Raw genomic sequence first — 18,892 nt, forward strand, 5'->3', positions numbered from 1 at the left:
CCCTCCTTTATTAGAATACAAGTCCGTTTTCACGTGCTGCTTCAGCTAATGCTTTAACACGTCCGTGATATAAATATCCTCCACGGTCGAAAACAACTTTTGTAATTCCATTTTGTTTTGCTACTTCTGCGATTAGTTTTCCAACTTCTTTAGCTGCTTCAACACTTGATTTTGATACATTTTCAAGTTTTAATGAAGATGCTTGAGCTAGTGTAACACCTTTAGTGTCATCAATAATTTGTGCATAAATATTTGTATTTGAACGATAAACGTTTAAACGTGGTACTTCAGTAGTCCCTTGAACTTTAACACGTACTCTTGCGTGTCTTTTTTTACGAACTTTATTTTTGTCAAGTTTCGTAATCATATTTGAAACACTCCTTTCTGTTATCTATTATTTACCAGTTTTTCCTTCTTTACGACGTACATATTCACCAACATAGCGAATACCTTTACCTTTATAAGGTTCTGGCGGACGTACTGCACGAACTTTTGCTGCATATTGTCCTACTACTTCTTTGTTAATACCTTCGATACTAACTTTAGTGTTTCCTTCAACACCTAATTTGATTCCATCAATTTCTTCAAATTCAACCGGATGTGAATAACCGACGCTTAGCACTAATTTTTTACCTTGCATTTGAGCACGATACCCAACCCCGATTAATTCAAGTTCTTTTTTAAATCCTGTTGACACACCTTCTACCATATTTGCTAAGATAGCACGTGTTGTACCGTGAATTGTACGGTGACGTTTTGAATCAGATGGACGTACTACTGTAATTTCACTTCCTTCAATGTTGAAAGTAATTTCTTTGTCAAATTGTTGTTTTAATTCACCTTTAGGTCCTTTTACTGTTGCGAAGTTATCAGCGATGTTAACTTCAACCCCTGCAGGTATTGTAATAACTTTATTACCTATACGTGACATTTAATTGGCACCTCCTTATAATATTACCAGATGTAAGCTAATACTTCTCCACCTGTATTGTTTTTACGTGCAACTTTATCAGTTACAACTCCATTTGAAGTTGATACGATTGCAATCCCTAATCCGTTTAATACTTTTGGCAATTCATTTGCTTTAGCATAAACACGTAGACCAGGTTTTGAAATTCTTTTAATTCCTTTAATTACTCTTTCGCCTTTAGCGTATTTAAGAGAAATTTTAATAATTCCTTGTTTGTTATCTTCGATGTACTCTACATCTTTGATAAACCCTTCTTCTTTTAATATTTCTGCAATTTGCTTTTTAATGTTTGACGCAGGTACTTCTAATGTTTCGTGTTTTACCATATTAGCATTACGAATACGTGTTAGCATATCTGCGATAGGATCTGTCATTGTCATTAGGATAAATCCTCCTTTCTTCTACTATATTACCAACTTGATTTTTTAACTCCGGGAATTTGTCCTTTGTAAGCTAATTCACGGAATTTAATACGGCTGATACCGAATTTTCCAATGTATCCATGAGGACGTCCAGTTATGCTGCAACGATTGTGCAGTCTAGCCGGTGCTGAGTTTTTAGGAAGTTTGCTAAGTCCGATGTAATCACCTTTAGCTTTAAGTTCCGCTCTTTTAGCTGCATATTTATCAACTAATTTTTGGCGTTTAAGTTCACGTTCTACCATTGCTTTTTTAGCCATGTATTACTACCTCACCTTTCTTATTTTGCAAACGGCATACCACAAAGTGTTAGTAACTCACGAGCTTCCTCATCTGTGTTTGCTGTTGTTACTACTACGATGTCCATACCACGTACTTTACTTACTTTATCGTAATCAATCTCTGGGAAAATTAATTGTTCTTTTATTCCTAGTGTGTAATTACCACGACCGTCAAATGCTTTTTTAGGAATACCGTGGAAATCACGTACACGTGGAAGTGCAACTGTTACTAATTTATCAAAGAATTCATACATTCTTTCTCCACGTAAAGTAACTTTTGCTCCGATCGGCATACCTTCACGCAATCTATAAGTAGCGATTGATTTTTTAGCTCTTGTTATCAACGGTTTTTGACCAGAAATCAAAGCTAATTCAGCTACTGCGTTATCTAGGGCTTTAGAGTTTTGAACTGCATCTCCCACACCCATGTTAATTACTATTTTCTCAATTTTGGGTACTTGCATTACACTTTTGTACTCAAATTTTGTCATTAATTCTTTTGTTATCTCAGTTTTAAATTTTTCTTCTAAACGAGCCATCTAAAATAGTGCCTCCTTTCTTCAACTATTAATTATATTTCTTTTCCTGATTTTTTAGAGATACGAACTTTTTTACCATCTCTAGTTTCAAAACCTACACGTGTCGGTTTACCTGTTTCAGGGTCTTGTAACATTACGTTTGATACGTGAATTGCCGCTTCTTTTTCAACGATTCCACCTTGTGGAGCGTCTTGAGAATTTTTAACGTGTTTTTTGATAATGTTAACACCTTCAACAACTACACGATCTTTTTTAGGTTGTGCTTCAATTACCGTACCGACTTTACCTTTGTCTTTACCAGTAATAACTACAACTTTATCACCTTTTTTAATGAACATTTCTTGCTAGCCTCCTTCTTTATTGTACTTGTATTATTATAATACTTCTGGAGCTAGTGATACGATTTTCATGTAGTTACCGTCTCTTAACTCACGTGCAACTGGTCCGAAAATACGTGTACCACGTGGGCTCTTATCATCACGGATAATTACACAAGCATTTTCATCAAATTTAATATATGAACCGTCATTACGACGAGCTCCTGTTTTTGTACGAACGATTACAGCTTTAACTACATCACCTTTTTTAACAACTCCACCTGGTGTTGCTTTCTTAACAGAACATACAATTACGTCACCGATGTTAGCAACTTTACGCCCTGAACCACCTAGAACTTTGATTGTTAAAACTTCTTTAGCTCCTGAGTTATCAGCCACTTTTAAGCGTGTTTCTTGTTGAATCATGCGCTTTTTGCCTCCTTCTTAGGGTTTATCCTAGTTTTCTTAAATAATAACTGCTTCTTCTACTACTTCTACCAAACGGAAGTGTTTAGTTGCAGATAATGGACGAGTTTCCATTATTTTAACAATATCGTTTAATTTTGCTACATTATTTTCATCATGTGCTTTAAATTTTTTAGAATATTTTACACGTTTACCGTATAAAGGATGTTTTTTGTATGTTTCTACTAAAACAGTAATAGTTTTATCCATTTTATCAGAAACTACTTTTCCAACGTAAACTTTTCTATCGTTTCTCTCAGTCATGTTTGCCTCCTATATTATTTATTCGCTAATTCTCTTTCGCGAATAACAGTTTTCATACGAGCGATTGATTTTCTAACTTGACTAATACGAGCTGTATTTTCTAATTGACCTGTTGCCAATTGGAAGCGTAAGTTGAAAAGCTCTTCTTTTAATTCTTTGATTTTTGCTTCTAACTCTTGTGAAGTTAATTCTCTAATCATAGATTTGAATTCATTTGTTTTCATTATGCTTCACCACCTGTTTCTTCACGTTTTACAAATTTACATTTAACAGGTAACTTATGAGATGCAAGTCTTAGAGCTTCACGTGCAACTTCTTCACTTACTCCAGCAACTTCAAACATCACTCTACCTGGTTTAACTATTGCAACCCATCCTTCTACTGCACCTTTACCAGATCCCATACGAACTTCTAAAGGTTTTTTAGTATAAGGCATATGAGGGAAGATTTTAATCCATACTTTACCACCACGTTTCATATAACGAGTCATCGCAATACGTGCTGATTCAATTTGGCGAGAAGTAACTCGTGATGCAGTAGTTGCTTGTAAACCAAATTCACCAAAGTCTACTACATTTCCGCCTTTAGATTTACCTTTTGTTGATTGTCTATGTTGACGACGATATTTAACACGTTTAGGCATTAACATAAATTAGTTACCTCCTTTTTCAGATTTTTTAGCTGGTAATACTTCACCACGGTTAATCCAAACTTTAACCCCAAGTTTACCATAAGTTGTATCTGCTTCTTCATGAGCATAATCAATATCCGCTCTTAATGTGTGTAGTGGCACTGACCCTTCTGAATAGTGTTCTGCACGAGCGATATCAGCTCCACCAAGACGACCTGATACTTGAGTTTTAATTCCTTTTGCTCCTGCTCTCATAGCTCTTTGGATAGCTTGTTTTTGAGCACGACGGAATGACACACGTGCTTCTAATTGACGGGCAATATTTTCAGCTACTAATTTTGCATCGATATCAACTTTTTTGATTTCAACTACATTAATGTGTACTCTTTTGCCTGTTAGTTTATTTAATTCTAATCTTAATTTGTCAATTTCAGATCCACCTTTACCAATTACCATACCCGGTTTACCGGTGTGTACTGAAATATTTACTTTCTTATCAAATCTTTCAATTTCAACTTTAGAAACTGAAGCATCTTTTAATTTTTTACTGATGAACTCACGAACTTTAAAGTCTTCGTGTAAGTTAGTAGCAAAATCTTTTTCTGCATACCATTTTGAATCCCAATCACGAATTACTCCGACACGTAAGCCTATTGGATGTACTTTTTGACCCACAGTTTGTAGCCTCCTTTTACTAGTTTAGCTTATTAATTTTAATTATTTATTGTCACTTAATACGATAGTAATGTGACTTGTTCTTTTATTGATTGAACTTGCAGCACCTTTTGCTCTTGGACGGAAACGTTTAAGTGTCGGTCCTTCGTTTGCAAATGCTTGAGATACTACTAAGTCTTCTACATTCATTCCATAGTTATGTTCAGCGTTTGCAGCAGCTGATTTAATTACTTTAGCTACTGGTAGTGAAGCTGCTTTAGTTGTGAATTCTAAAATTCCTAATGCTTCGCCCACTTTTTTACCACGTACTAGGTCTAATACCAATCTTACTTTACGTGGAGCGATGCGGACTGTCTTAGCGATTGCTTTTGACTCCATGAATGTGCCTCCTTGTGTTATTAAAAATTTCTATAAATTATCTTCTTGTTTTTCTGTCATCTGCTGCGTGACCTTTGTAAGTTCTTGTTGGTGCAAATTCACCAAGTTTGTGCCCTACCATGTCTTCAGTCACGTAAACAGGAACGTGTTTTCTTCCGTCATATACTGCAAAAGTAATTCCGATAAATGATGGGAAAATTGTTGAACGACGTGACCAAGTTTTAATTACTTGTTTTTTCTCTTGTCCGTTCATTTTTTCAACTTTTGCCAATAAGTGGTGATCAGCGAATGGTCCTTTTTTTAAACTACGAGCCATTGTGTTATCTCCTTTCTGATACTTTGCGTTATCATTAGGTTTTTGGTAAAGAGCTTTTGCTCCTCACCACCTAACCTTCTATATGCTTTATTATTTAGTTCTAGCACGTACGATAAATTTGTTTGAACGAGCTTTTTTAGAACGTGTTTTCTTACCAAGTGTAGGTTTACCCCATGGTGACATAGGTGATTTACGTCCGATTGAAGTACGTCCTTCACCACCACCGTGTGGGTGATCGTTCGGGTTCATAACAGATCCACGTACAGTAGGTCTTTTACCTAACCAACGAGTTCTACCGGCTTTACCGATATTTACCAATCCATGTTGTTCATTACCAACTTCTCCGATTGTAGCACGGCAAGTTGCTAAGATCATTCTTACTTCCCCTGATTTAAGACGCACTAATACGTATTTACCTTCTTTACCAAGCACTTGAGCACTTGCTCCGGCTGAACGTACTAATTGTCCACCTTTACCGGGTTTAAGTTCAATATTGTGAATTAATGTCCCTACCGGGATATTTGATAACGGTAATGTATTACCTATTTTGATGTCAGCTTCAACCCCTGATATTACTACTTGTCCTACTTGTAATTCTTTGGGAGCGATGATGTAACGTTTTTCACCATCTGCGTAGTGTAGTAAAGCGATATTCGCTGAACGGTTTGGATCGTACTCAATTGTGGCAACTTTTGCCGGTACGTTGTCTTTATTTCTCTTGAAGTCAATAATACGGTATTGTTTTTTGTGACCGCCTCCGTGGTGACGCACAGTAATTTTACCTTGGTTATTTCTTCCCGCTTTTTTCGGTAGCGGTGCTAATAATGACTTTTCTGGTTTGCTTGTTGTAATTTCTGCAAAATCTAATGATGTCATATTACGACGCCCATTAGTAATAGCTTTATATACTTTAATAGCCATTTGTCATTGTTCCTCCTTAGTGGTATATGGAATTTATTCTTATGCGAATAATCCTTCGATTGTTTGTCCTTTAGCTAACTTAACGATAGCTTTTCTTCTTTTGTTAGTGTACCCACCGTATCTTCCGACACGACGGAATTTCGGTTTGTAGTTCATTACGTTTACTTTCTCAACTTTAACACCGAAGATTTCTTCGATAGCTTGTTTAATTTGAGTTTTGTGAGCACGTGTGTCTACTAGGAAAGTGTATTTATTTTCTTGCATTAATAAATAACTTTTTTCAGTTAATACTGGGCGTTTGATAATATCGCGTGCATCCATTATGCTAATACCTCCCCAACTTTTTCTAGTGCATCTTTAGTGAAGACTACTTTATTACTTCCTAAGATGTCTAATACATTAAGACCGGTTGTTTCTACGAATTCAACCCCCGGAATATTTCTTCCTGATAATACTGTATTTTCTTCAAATTCTGAAACTACGAACAATACTTTTTTATCCAGGTTTAAGTTTGTCAACATTGTTTTAAAGTTTTTAGTTTTAATTGTATCAAATGCTAATGTTTCCAATGCAAACACTTCGTTAGCCGCTACTTTAGAAGATAAAGCAGAACGCAATGCTAAACGACGCATTTTTTTAGGCATTTTGAAGCTGTAACTACGTGGTGTAGGTCCAAATACTGTACCACCTCCACGCCATTGTGGTGAACGGATAGATCCTTGACGAGCACGACCTGTTCCTTTTTGACGCCATGGTTTGCGACCACCACCTGAAACTTCAGAACGTCCTTTTGTTTTGTGTGTACCTTGACGAAGTGATGCACGTTGTAATGTTACCGCTTGGAATAAAACGTGTTGATTAGGTTCAATTCCGAATACTGCGTCATTAGCTTCTACTGCACCGACTTTAGTACCGTCTTGTTTAAATAAATCTAATTGTGGCATTTTCTAATTTCCTCCTTCCGTATATTTTCTGATTATTTACCAGATTTAACTGCTGATTGGATTTTTACGAAGCTTTTTTTAGAACCCGGAATACAACCTTTAATTAAGATTAATCCATTTTCTACATCTACGCTTACTATTTCTAAGTTTTGAGTTGTAACTGTAACTCCACCCATTTGCCCCGGCAGTGCTTTACCTTTAAATACACGGTTAGGTGCTACAGGTCCCATTGATCCAGGACGACGGTGGTAACGAGAACCGTGAGCCATCGGTCCACGACTTTGCCCGTGGCGTTTGATTGCCCCTTGGAATCCTTTACCTTTACTTACTCCTGTTACGTCAACTAAGTCCCCTGCTGCAAAAATATCAACTTGGACTTCTTGACCTACTTCATAACTAGCAACTTCTACATCTCTGATTTCTCTAATGAATCGTTTTGGTGCAGTGTTCGCTTTATCTGCGTGACCTTGTTCAGGTTTATTCGCAACTTTTACTAAACGATCTTTACGTTCTTTATCGTAAGGACGTTTATCGTCGAATCCTAATTGGATTGCATTGTATCCTTCAACTTCTTCTGTTTTCTTTTGTAGAACGACATTCCCTTTCGCCTCAACTACTGTTACCGGAATTAATTCCCCATTTTCAGCGAAGATTTGCGTCATACCTACTTTTCTTCCTAAGATACCTTTGGTCATCGAAAGTCACCTCCTATATTATAATTTTAATTCGATGTCAACACCTGATGGTAAGTTTAAGCTGATTAAAGCATCAACTGTTTTTTGTGTTGGTTCAATAATATCGATTAGGCGTTTGTGTGTACGTTGTTCAAATTGTTCACGGCTATCTTTATAAATGTGAACTGAACGTAAAATTGTATATACCGCTTTTTCTGTTGGTAACGGGATTGGCCCAGATACTTTAGCACCAGAACGTTTTGCAGTTTCAACAATTTTTTCTGCACTTTGATCAACTAATCTGTGATCATATCCTTTTAAACGAATACGAATTTTTTGTTTTGCCATCATTTCTCCTCCTATACATTTATTCGCTGCTATCGAGTAGCAACTTCTCCACGAAAGTTCTCCAGCACGCCATGCCATGGCAAAGCGACCGGGCGTGTCAGTAACCTTTCGCTTCAACGCAAGTCCTCTTCAGACCGACATTCACTATTATACATGATATTCCGCTACATTACAAGTGTTTTATCAAAAAAATATAAATAAAAAGTCATGAATATGTTTTCTCAAATTTTTAAGTTAAATATTTTGCATTTATATGGAAAAAATAATTATAAATTAGATTGAATTTGCTCAAAATATAAGCCAAACATTTTTTAAAGTCATAGTTTTGATTAAAATATCTATATACTATTTTGCTTTGTCAATTATAGCATACCTTTTCCAAATATTAATTAACTTTTCTAAAGTAATTGTACTAATACAAAAAAATTACTGTTTACACAAAATACATTATGGTATATAATTATATTGGACAAATATAAGGAGGAAAGCGGCAGGTTGTCACAAATAATATAATGATTGATTTTAAAAAAACAGGAGTAGTTTTCTTAGCAGCAGGTTTGATGCTTAGCGGATGTTCTACTAAGAACAACTCTTCTTCACAAACTCAAAAAAAGGAAATTAAATCTATTTCTTTAGAAGATTTCACAAAAAATATAGGAAACTCTGATTATCAATTTATTGATACACGCAGTGACGAAAGTTACAACGGATTTAAAACCGATGATATTAAAAACGGAGGTCACTTAAAAAACTCTATTCAATATTCAGCAACATTTATAGGTAATGTTAATAAAGATAAAGAAGATAAATTTATTAGCGATAAAGGTATTGATAAAAATAAAAAAGTTGTCGTTTATGATACTAATAAAGATAACCTAAATAAAGTTGCTGATAAATTTGCAAACTTAGGTTATGAAGTTTATAAATTTGAAGATTATAAAAAATTTGCAGATAATGATGCTAATAAAGAAAAATTAGTTAGTTATCCCGAATATCAAAACTTAGTTTCTCCTAAATGGGTTAAAGACGTTCAAGATAATAAAAAACCTGAAACCTATACCAATGATAAATATAGCATTTTCGAAGTTTCTTGGGGTGAGGGAGATAAAGCAGTAGCTTATAAAGAACATATTAAAGGTGCTTATCACTTTAACACAGACTGGGTAGAAGATGGTCCGGTATGGAACCTACGTTCGGCTGATGAAATTAAGAAAAATTTATTAAAACAAGGTATTACTGCCGATAAAACAGTTATTTTATATTCAGATGATGCCTCAGCGGCATTTCGTGTAAACTGGGCGTTGAAATGGGCAGGAGTAAAAGATGTCCGCATAATGAACGGTGGACTAAAAGCGTGGAAAAATGCAGGCTTTGAAACGGAAACTAACGTTAATACACCTAAAGAAGAAACAGACTTCGGTACAAAAATACCAGCTCACCCGGAATACAATATATCTCGTGCTAAAGAAATGGCACAAAAAGTTAAAGATGAAGGAATTAAATTAGTAAGTATTCGCTCATGGGATGAATACTTAGGAAAAACCAGCGGTTATGATTATATTGATAAAGCAGGTGAACCTCAAGGAGCAATTTTCGGTTTTGCAGGAGAAAACAAAGCCGACTTAAGCGACTATTACGATCCGGACGGCACACTTCGTAATCCGCAAGAAATTTATAATTTATGGAAAGGTCAAGGTATCAGCGAAACAGATAAAATTGCCCTATACTGCGGTACCGGTTGGCGTAATGCTGTACCATGGTTTATGACTCAACTTACCGGACGTGCTAACACTTACTTCTACGATGGAGGTTGGAACGATTGGCAACTTGACGGCTCATTACCTGTAGATATTAATAAAGACAAAGGGCAAAAACCTGATGCTAAAAATGATTATAAATAATTAAAAATAAAGAGAGTAACTCATAAAATCTTGTTTTAAAAAATCACGATTTTTAAGTCACTCTCTTTTTTGCTATTTTAAAACCTTACCGAATAAAGTTTATATTTCTTTTTTTAAATCTAAAGTTAAAAATTGAAGAAAACGAAGAGTATTTAATCCCCCGCAAAATATGACAATATAGTAATAGATAAACTCACTGTCTACATTGTTTGTTAAAATATAGTACGCTGAACCGATGACTAAAATAATGTTAATTACCAATGAAAAAATAAATTTTTTATAAACTATAACTAAAATAACCTGAATAATAACAAATAAAATTAATACACCCAACATAAGTTTTATATTATTTTCCGTTAATACCTTTGGAAATTTATAAATATTTTTGTGCATAATATGGCGTACCATACCCATTTTACGATCTTTAAAATAATTCCAGCCAATTAAAGCTACTATTAAAATTATCTCCAGTACCGCTATAAAAATATAAAATTTCTTAAAATGAATTTTTCTTAACATCCAGTTCTCCTTGTTTTTAAGTTTTTTTAATGATATAATCTCTATTATAGATTATAAAAAATTATTGGTCAATTACAACAAAAACGGAGGAACTATGAACATCAAACGTTACTTCACCGCACTAAGCATTCTCGTGCTGACTTTCTTCTTTTTATATACATTTAATCTGAATTTTGATTTAACCAAACAGCTAAATATTGCTAATTTCGGCTTAACGCTTTTAACATTTATCCTTTGGCTTGTTGCAGGTTATTTATTTTTAATTAAAGATATCCTAAAAACAAACGAAAAAGAGCGTAACGGTATTACACTTATATTAGTATTACTTGGAATTATCTTTTTTTACTATAATCCGTTACCCAATCCCAAAAACTTTTTTGTGGAAATACCGAGAATTACATTTTTTATAATGACATTATTTATTTTTATAAGTTTAGTTCTTCTAACCTATAAAGATAAAGTTCTTGGTTTTATTCTGGCGGTAAGTGCACCCATAACAATCCAAAGTTTTTTAGTAAATGTACTTAAAAACACATCTTATACAAATTACACCGTTTATATTATAATTTTCCTTGTTATTATTGCATATACTGTAAATTATTTAAAGCAGAAGTAAAAATATATCCGTCCTCAAACTTCATCTGAGTTTTGAGGACATTTTACATTTTATTGTTAATTCTATTAGGATACAACTTTATACTAAAACAATATATTTATTACAAATATCCGCAAAAAATTGCTGAATATTTCCGGCATTTAACATCGTTTCTTGTTCTTCATCAACAATGTAATTTTCATCTGCTTCCATAACTGCAAGAAGTCGTGTAAAAGTATCAATAAATAAACTCTCATCTTCATTTAGAATATAATTAAACTTTTGTTCTGAGAAAAAAGGAACAAAAACTTCTCTGAAAGCACCTTGACGAATTCTTCCAATTAATTTTTTCCCATCAATTTCAAATAAATTTTTATTTTTTTGAACAAAATTACACGCTTTGGAATAATTTGAAAATAATTGAAAACCTTCCGCCTCGTTATATTCCCTAAAAACGGGAATTTTTAAACCTTTTTTATATAACTCTTTATCAAAAACAACAAAAATTTCTTCAAGTTCCCACAGTTCTTTAGCAATATAATAAAATGCTATCCGCCATCTGTTATCACTTTTTGGTAATCTTTTAAAAGTTGATATCTGCTCAACTAAACGTATATTTTTTTCCATATTAACTCCTTTAGCTAGTCTATTTGAATTAATGTTCCTATTCTTTTCGATGTTTCCTTATCTTTTCTATAAGAGAAAAATTTATCGTTGTTTTTTACCGTGCATAAATTAGAAAAAATAATATTTTTCTCCAATACTCCACTTTTTACTAACAATTCTTTATTTATCTGCCACAAATCCAAATAATACTTACCGTTTTTTTCTATATAATAATCCGCTACATTTAAGCTACTAAACTTATCTACCAATTCTTTTGATACTTCATAGTTTTCTATTGATATTGAAGGTCCTACAATAACTTTTATATCTTTTTTATCACAATTATAATCTTGAACCATAGAACGAATTATTTCCTGAGAAATATTACTATACGTTCCACGCCACCCTGCATGAGCTAAAGCGACAACATTTCTTATTTTATCATAAAAAACTAACGGCACACAATCAGCGGTGAAAATTAAAAGTGGAATTTTTACCGAATTTGTTATTAAACCGTCTGCTTCCAAACCGTTATTTTTTAAATCTTCTTTTCTTTCTATTTTTCTTACATTTGCTCCGTGAACTTGAGTATTAAATGCTAAATTTTCAAAATCAAAATTATATTCAGTCGATATTTTTTCCATATCATTTATATTTTTAGAATCAATTTGTCGTTTAGTAAAAATTACTTTTATATTATCATCATTAAATATAAAAGCGTTACTGTTCTCTTTCATTGACTTCTCCTTTATTAATAACTTTTTATATTATTGAAAAGTATCCTTACTTATTGCCTAAATAAAGTAACTTTTGTAATATCTTTATTTTCACTTTTCCCTTGTTATTAATAATTATAACATAGTTAATTATTTATTTAAAATATACCTTTTATGCACTTTAAAAAACAGTTTTTTATTTTTTCTAATTAATAATACCTTGTAGAAAAATAAATTTTTATTAATTTTAATTATCTAAATACAAAAATAACGGAGAATAAGGAAAATCCCAAGCAATAATTTATTACTTGAGATTTTTCAAAAATATTCAATTTTTAAAAGAATTGATTATCTATTAAGTAGCTGTTCCTACCGGATATGCTCAATGATAATTATTTTTTTACGGGTTTATTTATTATTTTTTTTACGTTTAAATACTAACGCTAATAATGCTAAACCTGCCAAGCCGTAACCCCCTAATGTTGCTTGACTTTCTAATCCTGTTGATGCTAAATATCCTTTTAATCCACTTCCGTCATTTCTTAATCCTGCATTCTCGTTATTACCTTGTAGTTGTTTAACTAATTTTTTACCGGGTATTGTTGCTGTACTTCCGTCTGGGAATGTTACTGTTGTTGTTCCGTCTTGTCCTACTTCTACTTTTGTTGCTGTAGGATTTGCTTTCTTAACTGCTTCTTCGACTTTTGCTTTTTCTTCGTCTGTTAAGTTACTTGGATCTTTTACAGGGGTTACCTCAGGATCTTTTACTCCATTTGCGTCCGCTGATTTTATTGTTTTGTCAGGAGTTATTGTTGCTGTTGAACCGTCTGGGAATGTTACTGTTGTTGTTCCATCTTGTCCTACTTCTACTTTTGTTGCTGTAGGGTTCGCTTTCTTAACTGCTTCTTCGACTTTTACTTTTTCTTCGTCTGTTAAGTTACTTGGATCTTTTACAGGTGTTTTTGCTTCAGGATCTTTTACTCCGTTTGCGTCCGCTGATTTTATTGTTTTGTCAGGAGTTATTGTTGCTGTTGAACCGTCTGGGAATGTTACTGTTGTTGTTCCATCTTGTCCTACTTCTACTTTTGTTGCTGTAGGGTTCGCTTTCTTAACTTCGTCTTTTACTTTTGCTTTTTCTTCGTCTGTTAAGTTACTTGGATCTTTTACAGGGGTTACCTCAGGATCTTTTACTCCGTTTGCGTCCGCTGATTTTATTGTTTTGTCAGGAGTTATTGTTGCTGTTGAACCGTCTGGGAATGTTACCGTTGTTGTTCCATCTTTTCCTACTTCTACTTTTGTCGCTGTAGGGTTCGCTTTCTTAACTGCTTCTTCGACTTTTGCTTTTTCCTCATCTGTTAAGTTGCTTGGATCTTTTACAGGTGTTTTTGCTTCAGGATCTTTTACTCCATTTGCATCTGCTGACTTAATTGTTTTATCAGGAGTTATTGTTGCTGTTGAACCGTCTGGGAATGTTACTGTTGTTGTTCCGTCTTGTCCTACTTCTACTTTTGTTGCTGTAGGATTTGCTTTCTTAACTGCTTCTTTTACTTTTGCTTTTTCTTCGTCTGTTAAGTTACTTGGATCTTTTACAGGGGTTACCTCAGGATCTTTTACTCCATTTGCGTCCGCTGATTTTATTGTTTTGTCAGGAGTTATTGTTGCTGTTGAACCGTCTGGGAATGTTACTGTTGTTGTTCCATCTTGTCCTACTTCTACTTTTGTTGCTGTAGGGTTCGCTTTCTTAACTTCGTCTTTTACTTTTGCTTTTTCTTCATCTGTTAAGTTACTTGGATCTTTTACAAGTGTTTTTGCTTCAGGATCTTTTACTCCGTTTGCGTCCGCTGATTTTATTGTTTTGTCAGGAGTTATTGTTGCTGTTGAACCGTCTGGGAATGTTACTGTTGTTGTTCCGTCTTGTCCTACTTCTACTTTTGTTGCTGTAGGGTTCGCTTTCTTAACTTCGTCTTTTACTTTTGCTTTTTCTTCGTCTGTTAAGTTACTTGGATCTTTTACAGGTGTTTTTGTTTCAGGATCTTTTACTCCGTTTGCGTCCGCTGATTTTATTGTTTTGTCAGGAGTTATTGTTGCTGTTGAACCGTCTGGGAATGTTACTGTTGTTGTTCCATCTTGTCCTACTTCTACTTTTGTTGCTGTAGGGTTCGCTTTCTTAACTGCTTCTTCGACTTTTACTTTTTCTTCGTCTGTTAAGTTACTTGGATCTTTTACAGGTGTTTTTGCTTCAGGATCTTTTACTCCGTTTGCGTCCGCTGATTTTATTGTTTTGTCAGGAGTTATTGTTGCTGTTGAACCGTCTGGGAATGTTACTGTTGTTGTTCCATCTTGTCCTACCTCTACTTTTGTTGCTGTAGGATTTGCTTTCTCAACTTCGTCTTTTACTTTTGCTTTTTCTTCATCTGTTAAGTTACTTGGATCTTTTACAAGTGTTTTTGCTTCAGGATCTTTTACTCCGTTTGCGTCCGCTGATTTTATTGTTTTGTCAGGAGTTATTGTTGCTGTTGAACCGTCTGGGAATGTTACTGTTGTTGTTCCATCTTGTCCTACTTCTACTTTTGTTGCTGTAGGGTTCGCTTTCTTAACTGCTTCTTCGACTTTTACTTTTTCTTCGTCTGTTAAGTTACTTGGATCTTTTACAGGTGTTACCTCAGGNGCTTGCATCTTTTACAGGTGTTTTTGTTTCAGGATCTTTTACTCCGTTTGCGTCCGCTGATTTTATTGTTTTGTCAGGAGTTATTGTTGCTGTTGAACCGTCTGGGAATGTTACTGTTGTTGTTCCATCTTGTCCTACTTCTACTTTTGTTGCTGTAGGGTTCGCTTTCTTAACTGCTTCTTCGACTTTTACTTTTTCTTCGTCTGTTAAGTTACTTGGATCTTTTACAGGTGTTACCTCAGGATCTTTAACGTTATTTGCATCTGCTGACTTAACTGTTTTATCAGGAGTTATTGTTGTCGTACTTCCGTCTGGGAATGTTACTGTTGTTGTTCCGTCTTGTCCTACCTCTACTTTTGTTGCTGTAGGGTTCGCTTTCTTAACTGCTTCTTCGACTTTTGCTTTTTCCTCATCTGTTAAGTTGCTTGCATCTTTTACAGGTGTTTTTGTTTCAGGATCTTTAACGTTATTTGCATCTGCAGGTTTTACCGTATTGGTTAATTTAAGCGGTTGTTTTGCGTCTGAACCCGCTCCTTTATGGTTATATGTTACATCTCCGTTAGCTTCCACTTCTATATCAGCTTCTTCCATTCCCGGATTTGCTTTTTTAACTTCTTCTTTTACTTTGGCTTTTTCTTCGTCCGTCAAACTACTTGGATTTTTAACAGGTACTTTAGTTGTTATAGGATTTAAGCCAGCATAGCCACTTACTTCTTGTGACGGTCTTGTTCCTTTCGGCATTGTATTATCTTTATTTTCCGCTCTTGTTACAACTCTGTCGCCTGCTGCAAATGTTTCTCCGGTCGGTAATGTTAATTTAATACTTCCGTCTGCTTGTTCTTCTACCGTCACATTTGCTTGATTTGATACTACTTTGTATTTTCCGTCTGCTTGTTTTTCCAGTTTAGCTTCTTTTCCTTTTACACCTAAGAAAATTAAGTCCGGTTTGTCTTCAGGTGTAATTGTTACGCTTGTGTCACCATGTTTAAATTCTTTTATTTTTACTTCTTTTGGTGCTTCTACCGGTTTTTTAGCTTGGGCTTTAGCCACTTCTGATGGGTCACTGTTACCGTTTGTTGCTGTTGCACTTACTTCTGTATTATCTTTCACCACATTTGCCGATAATGTTACTTTTCCGGTTGTTTCGTCAACTGTTACTCCTGCCGGCGTTGTTCCTTCTGCTTTCCATTTTCCGTCAGCACCTTTTTTAACGATTACTGTTTGTGATGCTCCATTTTCATCTGTATATTTTACTTCTGTTTTGTCTGCATCACCTTGTGGTGTCACCTCTACAACACCATTATCTTTTGCTTCTACTTTTGGTGCAAGTGGCGTTTTTTGTTTAACTACAAATACTTTTTGTGCATCTAACTCATCTGTACTACCGTCATTATAAGTTACAATTACTTTACTACCATCAACAGATAGTGTTACACTACCTATTTTATCTTTAAATGTACTATTGGCATTTTTTACAGCTTCTTCGATTTTAGTAATATCCGCTGTCGGTTCAGTTACAAGAATTGGTGTTGCCGGTGCTTTGGCATCGTATTTACTTGTTTGTTCTTTTACAATAAAACGAATATAACCATTTACTGATGGTTTATTTTCATATGTTTTTGTTGTTTCATTCCCTGCTTCATCTTTTGCATATAAAAAGCGAGTAAATCCTGTACCTGCAGTGTATTTCCCTTTAGGCACCTTACCTGTTACTGTGATTGATGCCGGATTAGCTACTGTTGCAGTTGTTTCTGTTGTTATTTTATCAGCTTTTAGATATAACGCATATTGGCTATTACCATTCATTTGATCATCCCAAGAGCCGCTCACCGGTAATTTCAAACCAAATTGAACTAATTTCCCTGAGTTGTCTGTGGCTTTTAGTGTAATATTTGTTTCTTCAGTAGCGTATACGTAAATTTCTTTTAATGTTGGGTTATCATAAGGTATTTGAAGTTCCGGTACTATAGTTTCTTTATTACTTTTTGCTGTTTCAGTTTGTGTAGCTTTGTCACTGTCTCCCTTTGTTGCATCAGCTGTTACTTGTGAATTGTCTTTTACCGCTTCTTTAGGTAATGTTACTTTTCCGGTTGCTTCGTCAACTGTTACTCCTGTCGGTGTTGTTCCTTCAACTTTCCATTTATTATCTGAACCTTTTTTAACAGTTATTGTTCGTGGTTGGTTATTTTCATCTGTATATTTTATTTCTACCTTATCAGTATCTCCTTGTGGAGTAATTTCCACACTTCCGTCATCATTTGCCGCTACTTGTGGTACGGGCGGAGTAGGCGTTTTCTTAACTTCTACTGTAATTGTAACTGTTGATGCCTTACCTTGGCTGTCAATCGCTTTATAAACAACACTATAACTTCCAAGTTTGTTTGTATCAACTGTTTTTGTATTTACATCACCATTAACAGATACCACCTCTGCATGAACAGGTGTTCCTATTGTAGCATTTGCATTATCTTCTTTATCAGCAACAGTTATAAGTGACATTAAATCTAAAGAAGTACCTTTAACAACTTCTTTTTTATTTCCTGTTACTTTTGAAGTAATAGTCGGCGCTTCATTTACAACATTAATTTTCTTCCAGCCATCAAGACTCGAATAACCGTTTTCTACGGCATTTGATGTAGAAGATGCGCCATTAGTACCTTCTTTTATTTTTTGTTTCATTTCGAGAACAACTGTATCATAAAAACCATCTGAGCTATATGATTTTACTTTCCCTTTTGACTCATCAACAGAAACCCAAGGCGAATTTAAAGAATCTCGTTTAAAACCAAGTTGACTATCTACGTTAGCATCATTTTTATATTGGAAATAACCCATACCAACGTCATGCGGTACTTTTACAGTAACTTCCTTTTGTCCGGCAATTAAACTTTTGCTATCAGCTGATAAAGATGATGCTTCAACATTTGAATGACCGATAGAAACAAATACATTCACTTCTGTACTTTCTACACCATTAAGCGTTTGTGTAACAGTTATTCCATCTTTATCAGTAAGGGTAGCTCCATCTCCGGCATTATTATTTAAACCTTGCGTAAGTTTAACAACCCATTTCCCTGAATTATCTACTTTTGCATTATAAACAACATGTCCCTTAATTTTAACATTAATAGTAGCTCCAGGCTTACCTGTCCCCGTTAATTCTCTATCGGTTGAGGCTACTGTTGCTATTTTAATATTTATTGATGTGTTAGAATAAGTAGTATTTACAGTTGGAGCGGGAGTTACTTGTCCATTTAAAAGATAATTCACACCACCTGCATTGTTACCGGTATGAGTTGTCCCGTTAGATTCTCCGGATTTAATACTTCTACTTCCCTCTCCTACATTTTCTACTTTCTTCTCAGAACTTAACGACTTTGTTGATGTTTCGGCTGAAACCGTATCTACCTTAGCTGTATCCTTCGCCAAAGCTGCTGAAGACGATTGAGTTGCTAAAGCACCTACTCCGGACGTGAGAACAAGCGAACAGCTAAATAGGATATTTTTCCCCTTTTTGATCATTCGCCAATTTTTTTGTGTAGCATTCTTTTTATTAAACATAATATTCCTCCTTAACATTTATAACACTTTTATAACACACAATTTTATAGTTCTATATATTTCTTATTTTTGCATATTATTTATTATTTTTTAAGTATACATAATTACGCTATATGTATATACTACTATTAATATATTTGATCTGTCAAGCAAAAACCTTATTGTTTCCTTAATATTTTTTGTT

At 34.4% G+C, this 18,892-nt stretch carries 25 protein-coding genes; 2 read left to right on the forward strand and 23 right to left on the reverse strand.

Translation table 11 applies throughout. The features are described from left to right. Positions 1 to 10: 10 nt before the first annotated feature. From rplR to rpsJ, 18 genes are all read right to left on the reverse strand, one after another. Positions 11 to 367: a 50S ribosomal protein L18 gene (rplR, locus tag BQ7358_RS04470; protein ID WP_021753540.1), complete on the reverse strand. Its 357-nt coding sequence runs from the start codon at positions 365 to 367 to the stop codon at positions 11 to 13. 27 nt (positions 368 to 394) lie between these two features. Further along, complete coding sequence (gene rplF, locus BQ7358_RS04475) at positions 395 to 931, reverse strand: 50S ribosomal protein L6 (protein ID WP_062171838.1); 537 nt, start codon at positions 929 to 931, stop codon at positions 395 to 397. Between the two features lie 23 nt (positions 932 to 954). Beyond that, on the reverse strand, positions 955 to 1,350 hold the full coding sequence (gene rpsH, locus BQ7358_RS04480) for a 30S ribosomal protein S8 (protein WP_021753542.1): 396 nt from the start codon (positions 1,348 to 1,350) through the stop codon (positions 955 to 957). Between the two features lie 29 nt (positions 1,351 to 1,379). Then, positions 1,380 to 1,649: a 30S ribosomal protein S14 gene (gene rpsN / locus BQ7358_RS04485; RefSeq protein WP_021753543.1), complete on the reverse strand. Its 270-nt coding sequence runs from the start codon at positions 1,647 to 1,649 to the stop codon at positions 1,380 to 1,382. Positions 1,650 to 1,669: 20 nt separating this feature from the next. Beyond that, the gene (rplE, locus tag BQ7358_RS04490) at positions 1,670 to 2,209 is read right to left on the reverse strand and encodes a 50S ribosomal protein L5 (RefSeq protein ID WP_062171841.1); all 540 of its coding nucleotides are present in this window, start codon (positions 2,207 to 2,209) and stop codon (positions 1,670 to 1,672) included. 32 nt (positions 2,210 to 2,241) lie between these two features. After that, on the reverse strand, positions 2,242 to 2,547 hold the full coding sequence (rplX, locus tag BQ7358_RS04495) for a 50S ribosomal protein L24 (protein ID WP_021753545.1): 306 nt from the start codon (positions 2,545 to 2,547) through the stop codon (positions 2,242 to 2,244). A gap of 36 nt (positions 2,548 to 2,583) precedes the next feature. Then, on the reverse strand, positions 2,584 to 2,952 hold the full coding sequence (rplN, locus tag BQ7358_RS04500; protein WP_021753546.1) for a 50S ribosomal protein L14: 369 nt from the start codon (positions 2,950 to 2,952) through the stop codon (positions 2,584 to 2,586). A 39-nt stretch (positions 2,953 to 2,991) separates the two neighbouring features. Next, a complete protein-coding gene (gene rpsQ, locus BQ7358_RS04505; RefSeq protein ID WP_062171844.1) occupies positions 2,992 to 3,255 on the reverse strand; it encodes a 30S ribosomal protein S17 in 264 nt (87 codons plus the stop codon). A 14-nt stretch (positions 3,256 to 3,269) separates the two neighbouring features. Continuing rightward, on the reverse strand, positions 3,270 to 3,479 hold the full coding sequence (gene rpmC / locus BQ7358_RS04510; protein ID WP_003147630.1) for a 50S ribosomal protein L29: 210 nt from the start codon (positions 3,477 to 3,479) through the stop codon (positions 3,270 to 3,272). Continuing rightward, positions 3,479 to 3,904, reverse strand: coding sequence for a 50S ribosomal protein L16 (gene rplP / locus BQ7358_RS04515; protein ID WP_021753548.1), 426 nt, complete (start codon positions 3,902 to 3,904; stop codon positions 3,479 to 3,481). The genes rpmC and rplP overlap by 1 nt, the downstream gene beginning before the upstream one ends. A gap of 3 nt (positions 3,905 to 3,907) precedes the next feature. After that, positions 3,908 to 4,561 (reverse strand): 30S ribosomal protein S3, encoded by a 654-nt coding sequence (gene rpsC / locus BQ7358_RS04520; RefSeq protein ID WP_021753549.1) that lies wholly within the window; start codon positions 4,559 to 4,561, stop codon positions 3,908 to 3,910. Positions 4,562 to 4,603: 42 nt separating this feature from the next. After that, positions 4,604 to 4,939: a 50S ribosomal protein L22 gene (rplV, locus tag BQ7358_RS04525; RefSeq protein ID WP_021753550.1), complete on the reverse strand. Its 336-nt coding sequence runs from the start codon at positions 4,937 to 4,939 to the stop codon at positions 4,604 to 4,606. A 37-nt stretch (positions 4,940 to 4,976) separates the two neighbouring features. Beyond that, positions 4,977 to 5,255: a 30S ribosomal protein S19 gene (rpsS, locus tag BQ7358_RS04530; RefSeq protein ID WP_021753551.1), complete on the reverse strand. Its 279-nt coding sequence runs from the start codon at positions 5,253 to 5,255 to the stop codon at positions 4,977 to 4,979. A 90-nt stretch (positions 5,256 to 5,345) separates the two neighbouring features. After that, positions 5,346 to 6,176, reverse strand: a complete 831-nt coding sequence (gene rplB, locus BQ7358_RS04535; protein ID WP_072520256.1) for a 50S ribosomal protein L2 — start codon at positions 6,174 to 6,176, stop codon at positions 5,346 to 5,348. 39 nt (positions 6,177 to 6,215) lie between these two features. Then, the gene (gene rplW, locus BQ7358_RS04540; RefSeq protein ID WP_021753553.1) at positions 6,216 to 6,497 is read right to left on the reverse strand and encodes a 50S ribosomal protein L23; all 282 of its coding nucleotides are present in this window, start codon (positions 6,495 to 6,497) and stop codon (positions 6,216 to 6,218) included. Then, complete coding sequence (gene rplD, locus BQ7358_RS04545) at positions 6,497 to 7,120, reverse strand: 50S ribosomal protein L4 (RefSeq protein ID WP_021753554.1); 624 nt, start codon at positions 7,118 to 7,120, stop codon at positions 6,497 to 6,499. The genes rplW and rplD overlap by 1 nt, the downstream gene beginning before the upstream one ends. A 32-nt stretch (positions 7,121 to 7,152) precedes the next feature. Beyond that, entirely contained in the window at positions 7,153 to 7,815 is a 663-nt protein-coding gene (rplC, locus tag BQ7358_RS04550; protein WP_021753555.1) for a 50S ribosomal protein L3, read from the reverse strand. Positions 7,816 to 7,833: 18 nt separating this feature from the next. Continuing rightward, positions 7,834 to 8,142, reverse strand: coding sequence for a 30S ribosomal protein S10 (rpsJ, locus tag BQ7358_RS04555; protein ID WP_003147624.1), 309 nt, complete (start codon positions 8,140 to 8,142; stop codon positions 7,834 to 7,836). Positions 8,143 to 8,654: 512 nt separating this feature from the next. Here rpsJ and BQ7358_RS04560 point away from each other — a divergent pair. Next, positions 8,655 to 10,043, forward strand: a complete 1,389-nt coding sequence (locus BQ7358_RS04560) for a rhodanese-like domain-containing protein (RefSeq protein WP_062171851.1) — start codon at positions 8,655 to 8,657, stop codon at positions 10,041 to 10,043. Positions 10,044 to 10,142: 99 nt separating this feature from the next. Here the strand turns inward: BQ7358_RS04560 and BQ7358_RS04565 are convergent, their stop codons facing one another. Continuing rightward, positions 10,143 to 10,562: a hypothetical protein gene (locus BQ7358_RS04565; RefSeq protein WP_062171854.1), complete on the reverse strand. Its 420-nt coding sequence runs from the start codon at positions 10,560 to 10,562 to the stop codon at positions 10,143 to 10,145. Between the two features lie 94 nt (positions 10,563 to 10,656). On the opposite strand from BQ7358_RS04565, the gene BQ7358_RS04570 reads away from it, so the two are divergent. Then, the gene (locus BQ7358_RS04570) at positions 10,657 to 11,178 is read left to right on the forward strand and encodes a hypothetical protein (RefSeq protein WP_062171857.1); all 522 of its coding nucleotides are present in this window, start codon (positions 10,657 to 10,659) and stop codon (positions 11,176 to 11,178) included. A 78-nt stretch (positions 11,179 to 11,256) separates the two neighbouring features. Here BQ7358_RS04570 and BQ7358_RS04575 read toward each other — a convergent pair whose 3' ends face one another. The 4 genes from BQ7358_RS04575 to BQ7358_RS04590 all read right to left on the reverse strand — a co-directional run bounded on the left by BQ7358_RS04575 (position 11,257) and on the right by BQ7358_RS04590 (position 18,726). Further along, positions 11,257 to 11,784 carry a hypothetical protein gene (locus tag BQ7358_RS04575; RefSeq protein ID WP_062171861.1) on the reverse strand — a complete coding sequence of 176 codons (528 nt, stop codon included), beginning with the start codon at positions 11,782 to 11,784 and terminating at the stop codon, positions 11,257 to 11,259. A 14-nt stretch (positions 11,785 to 11,798) separates the two neighbouring features. Then, positions 11,799 to 12,500, reverse strand: a complete 702-nt coding sequence (gene pgeF, locus BQ7358_RS04580) for a peptidoglycan editing factor PgeF (protein ID WP_062171864.1) — start codon at positions 12,498 to 12,500, stop codon at positions 11,799 to 11,801. Between the two features lie 387 nt (positions 12,501 to 12,887). Continuing rightward, entirely contained in the window at positions 12,888 to 15,155 is a 2,268-nt protein-coding gene (locus BQ7358_RS08630; protein WP_122983164.1) for a MiiA motif-containing surface protein, read from the reverse strand. After that, a complete protein-coding gene (locus BQ7358_RS04590) occupies positions 15,142 to 18,726 on the reverse strand; it encodes a MiiA motif-containing surface protein (protein WP_456071311.1) in 3,585 nt (1,194 codons plus the stop codon). Before BQ7358_RS04590 ends, BQ7358_RS08630 begins: the two co-directional genes overlap by 14 nt. Positions 18,727 to 18,892 lie beyond the last annotated feature (166 nt).

The sequence above is a fragment of the Gemella massiliensis genome (genome assembly GCF_900120125.1).
In the GTDB taxonomy this organism is placed as follows: domain Bacteria; phylum Bacillota; class Bacilli; order Staphylococcales; family Gemellaceae; genus Gemella; species Gemella massiliensis.

Coding starts and splice junctions, on each gene's coding strand:
- rpsH (WP_021753542.1), bottom strand. CDS start 1,350: ATGACAATGACAGATCCTATCGCAGATATGCTAACACGTATTCGTAAT.
- BQ7358_RS04575 (WP_062171861.1), bottom strand. CDS start 11,784: ATGGAAAAAAATATACGTTTAGTTGAGCAGATATCAACTTTTAAAAGA.
- pgeF (WP_062171864.1), bottom strand. CDS start 12,500: ATGAAAGAGAACAGTAACGCTTTTATATTTAATGATGATAATATAAAA.
- rplW (WP_021753553.1), bottom strand. CDS start 6,497: ATGGATGCACGCGATATTATCAAACGCCCAGTATTAACTGAAAAAAGT.
- rplF (WP_062171838.1), bottom strand. CDS start 931: ATGTCACGTATAGGTAATAAAGTTATTACAATACCTGCAGGGGTTGAA.
- BQ7358_RS04570 (WP_062171857.1), top strand. CDS start 10,657: ATGAACATCAAACGTTACTTCACCGCACTAAGCATTCTCGTGCTGACT.
- rpsN (WP_021753543.1), bottom strand. CDS start 1,649: ATGGCTAAAAAAGCAATGGTAGAACGTGAACTTAAACGCCAAAAATTA.
- rplC (WP_021753555.1), bottom strand. CDS start 7,815: ATGACCAAAGGTATCTTAGGAAGAAAAGTAGGTATGACGCAAATCTTC.
- rplD (WP_021753554.1), bottom strand. CDS start 7,120: ATGCCACAATTAGATTTATTTAAACAAGACGGTACTAAAGTCGGTGCA.
- rplB (WP_072520256.1), bottom strand. CDS start 6,176: ATGGCTATTAAAGTATATAAAGCTATTACTAATGGGCGTCGTAATATG.
- rplP (WP_021753548.1), bottom strand. CDS start 3,904: ATGTTAATGCCTAAACGTGTTAAATATCGTCGTCAACATAGACAATCA.
- rpsQ (WP_062171844.1), bottom strand. CDS start 3,255: ATGACTGAGAGAAACGATAGAAAAGTTTACGTTGGAAAAGTAGTTTCT.
- rplX (WP_021753545.1), bottom strand. CDS start 2,547: ATGTTCATTAAAAAAGGTGATAAAGTTGTAGTTATTACTGGTAAAGAC.
- rplV (WP_021753550.1), bottom strand. CDS start 4,939: ATGGAGTCAAAAGCAATCGCTAAGACAGTCCGCATCGCTCCACGTAAA.
- BQ7358_RS04565 (WP_062171854.1), bottom strand. CDS start 10,562: ATGTTAAGAAAAATTCATTTTAAGAAATTTTATATTTTTATAGCGGTA.
- BQ7358_RS04560 (WP_062171851.1), top strand. CDS start 8,655: ATGATTGATTTTAAAAAAACAGGAGTAGTTTTCTTAGCAGCAGGTTTG.
- rpsS (WP_021753551.1), bottom strand. CDS start 5,255: ATGGCTCGTAGTTTAAAAAAAGGACCATTCGCTGATCACCACTTATTG.
- rpsJ (WP_003147624.1), bottom strand. CDS start 8,142: ATGGCAAAACAAAAAATTCGTATTCGTTTAAAAGGATATGATCACAGA.
- rplE (WP_062171841.1), bottom strand. CDS start 2,209: ATGGCTCGTTTAGAAGAAAAATTTAAAACTGAGATAACAAAAGAATTA.
- rplN (WP_021753546.1), bottom strand. CDS start 2,952: ATGATTCAACAAGAAACACGCTTAAAAGTGGCTGATAACTCAGGAGCT.
- rpmC (WP_003147630.1), bottom strand. CDS start 3,479: ATGAAAACAAATGAATTCAAATCTATGATTAGAGAATTAACTTCACAA.
- rplR (WP_021753540.1), bottom strand. CDS start 367: ATGATTACGAAACTTGACAAAAATAAAGTTCGTAAAAAAAGACACGCA.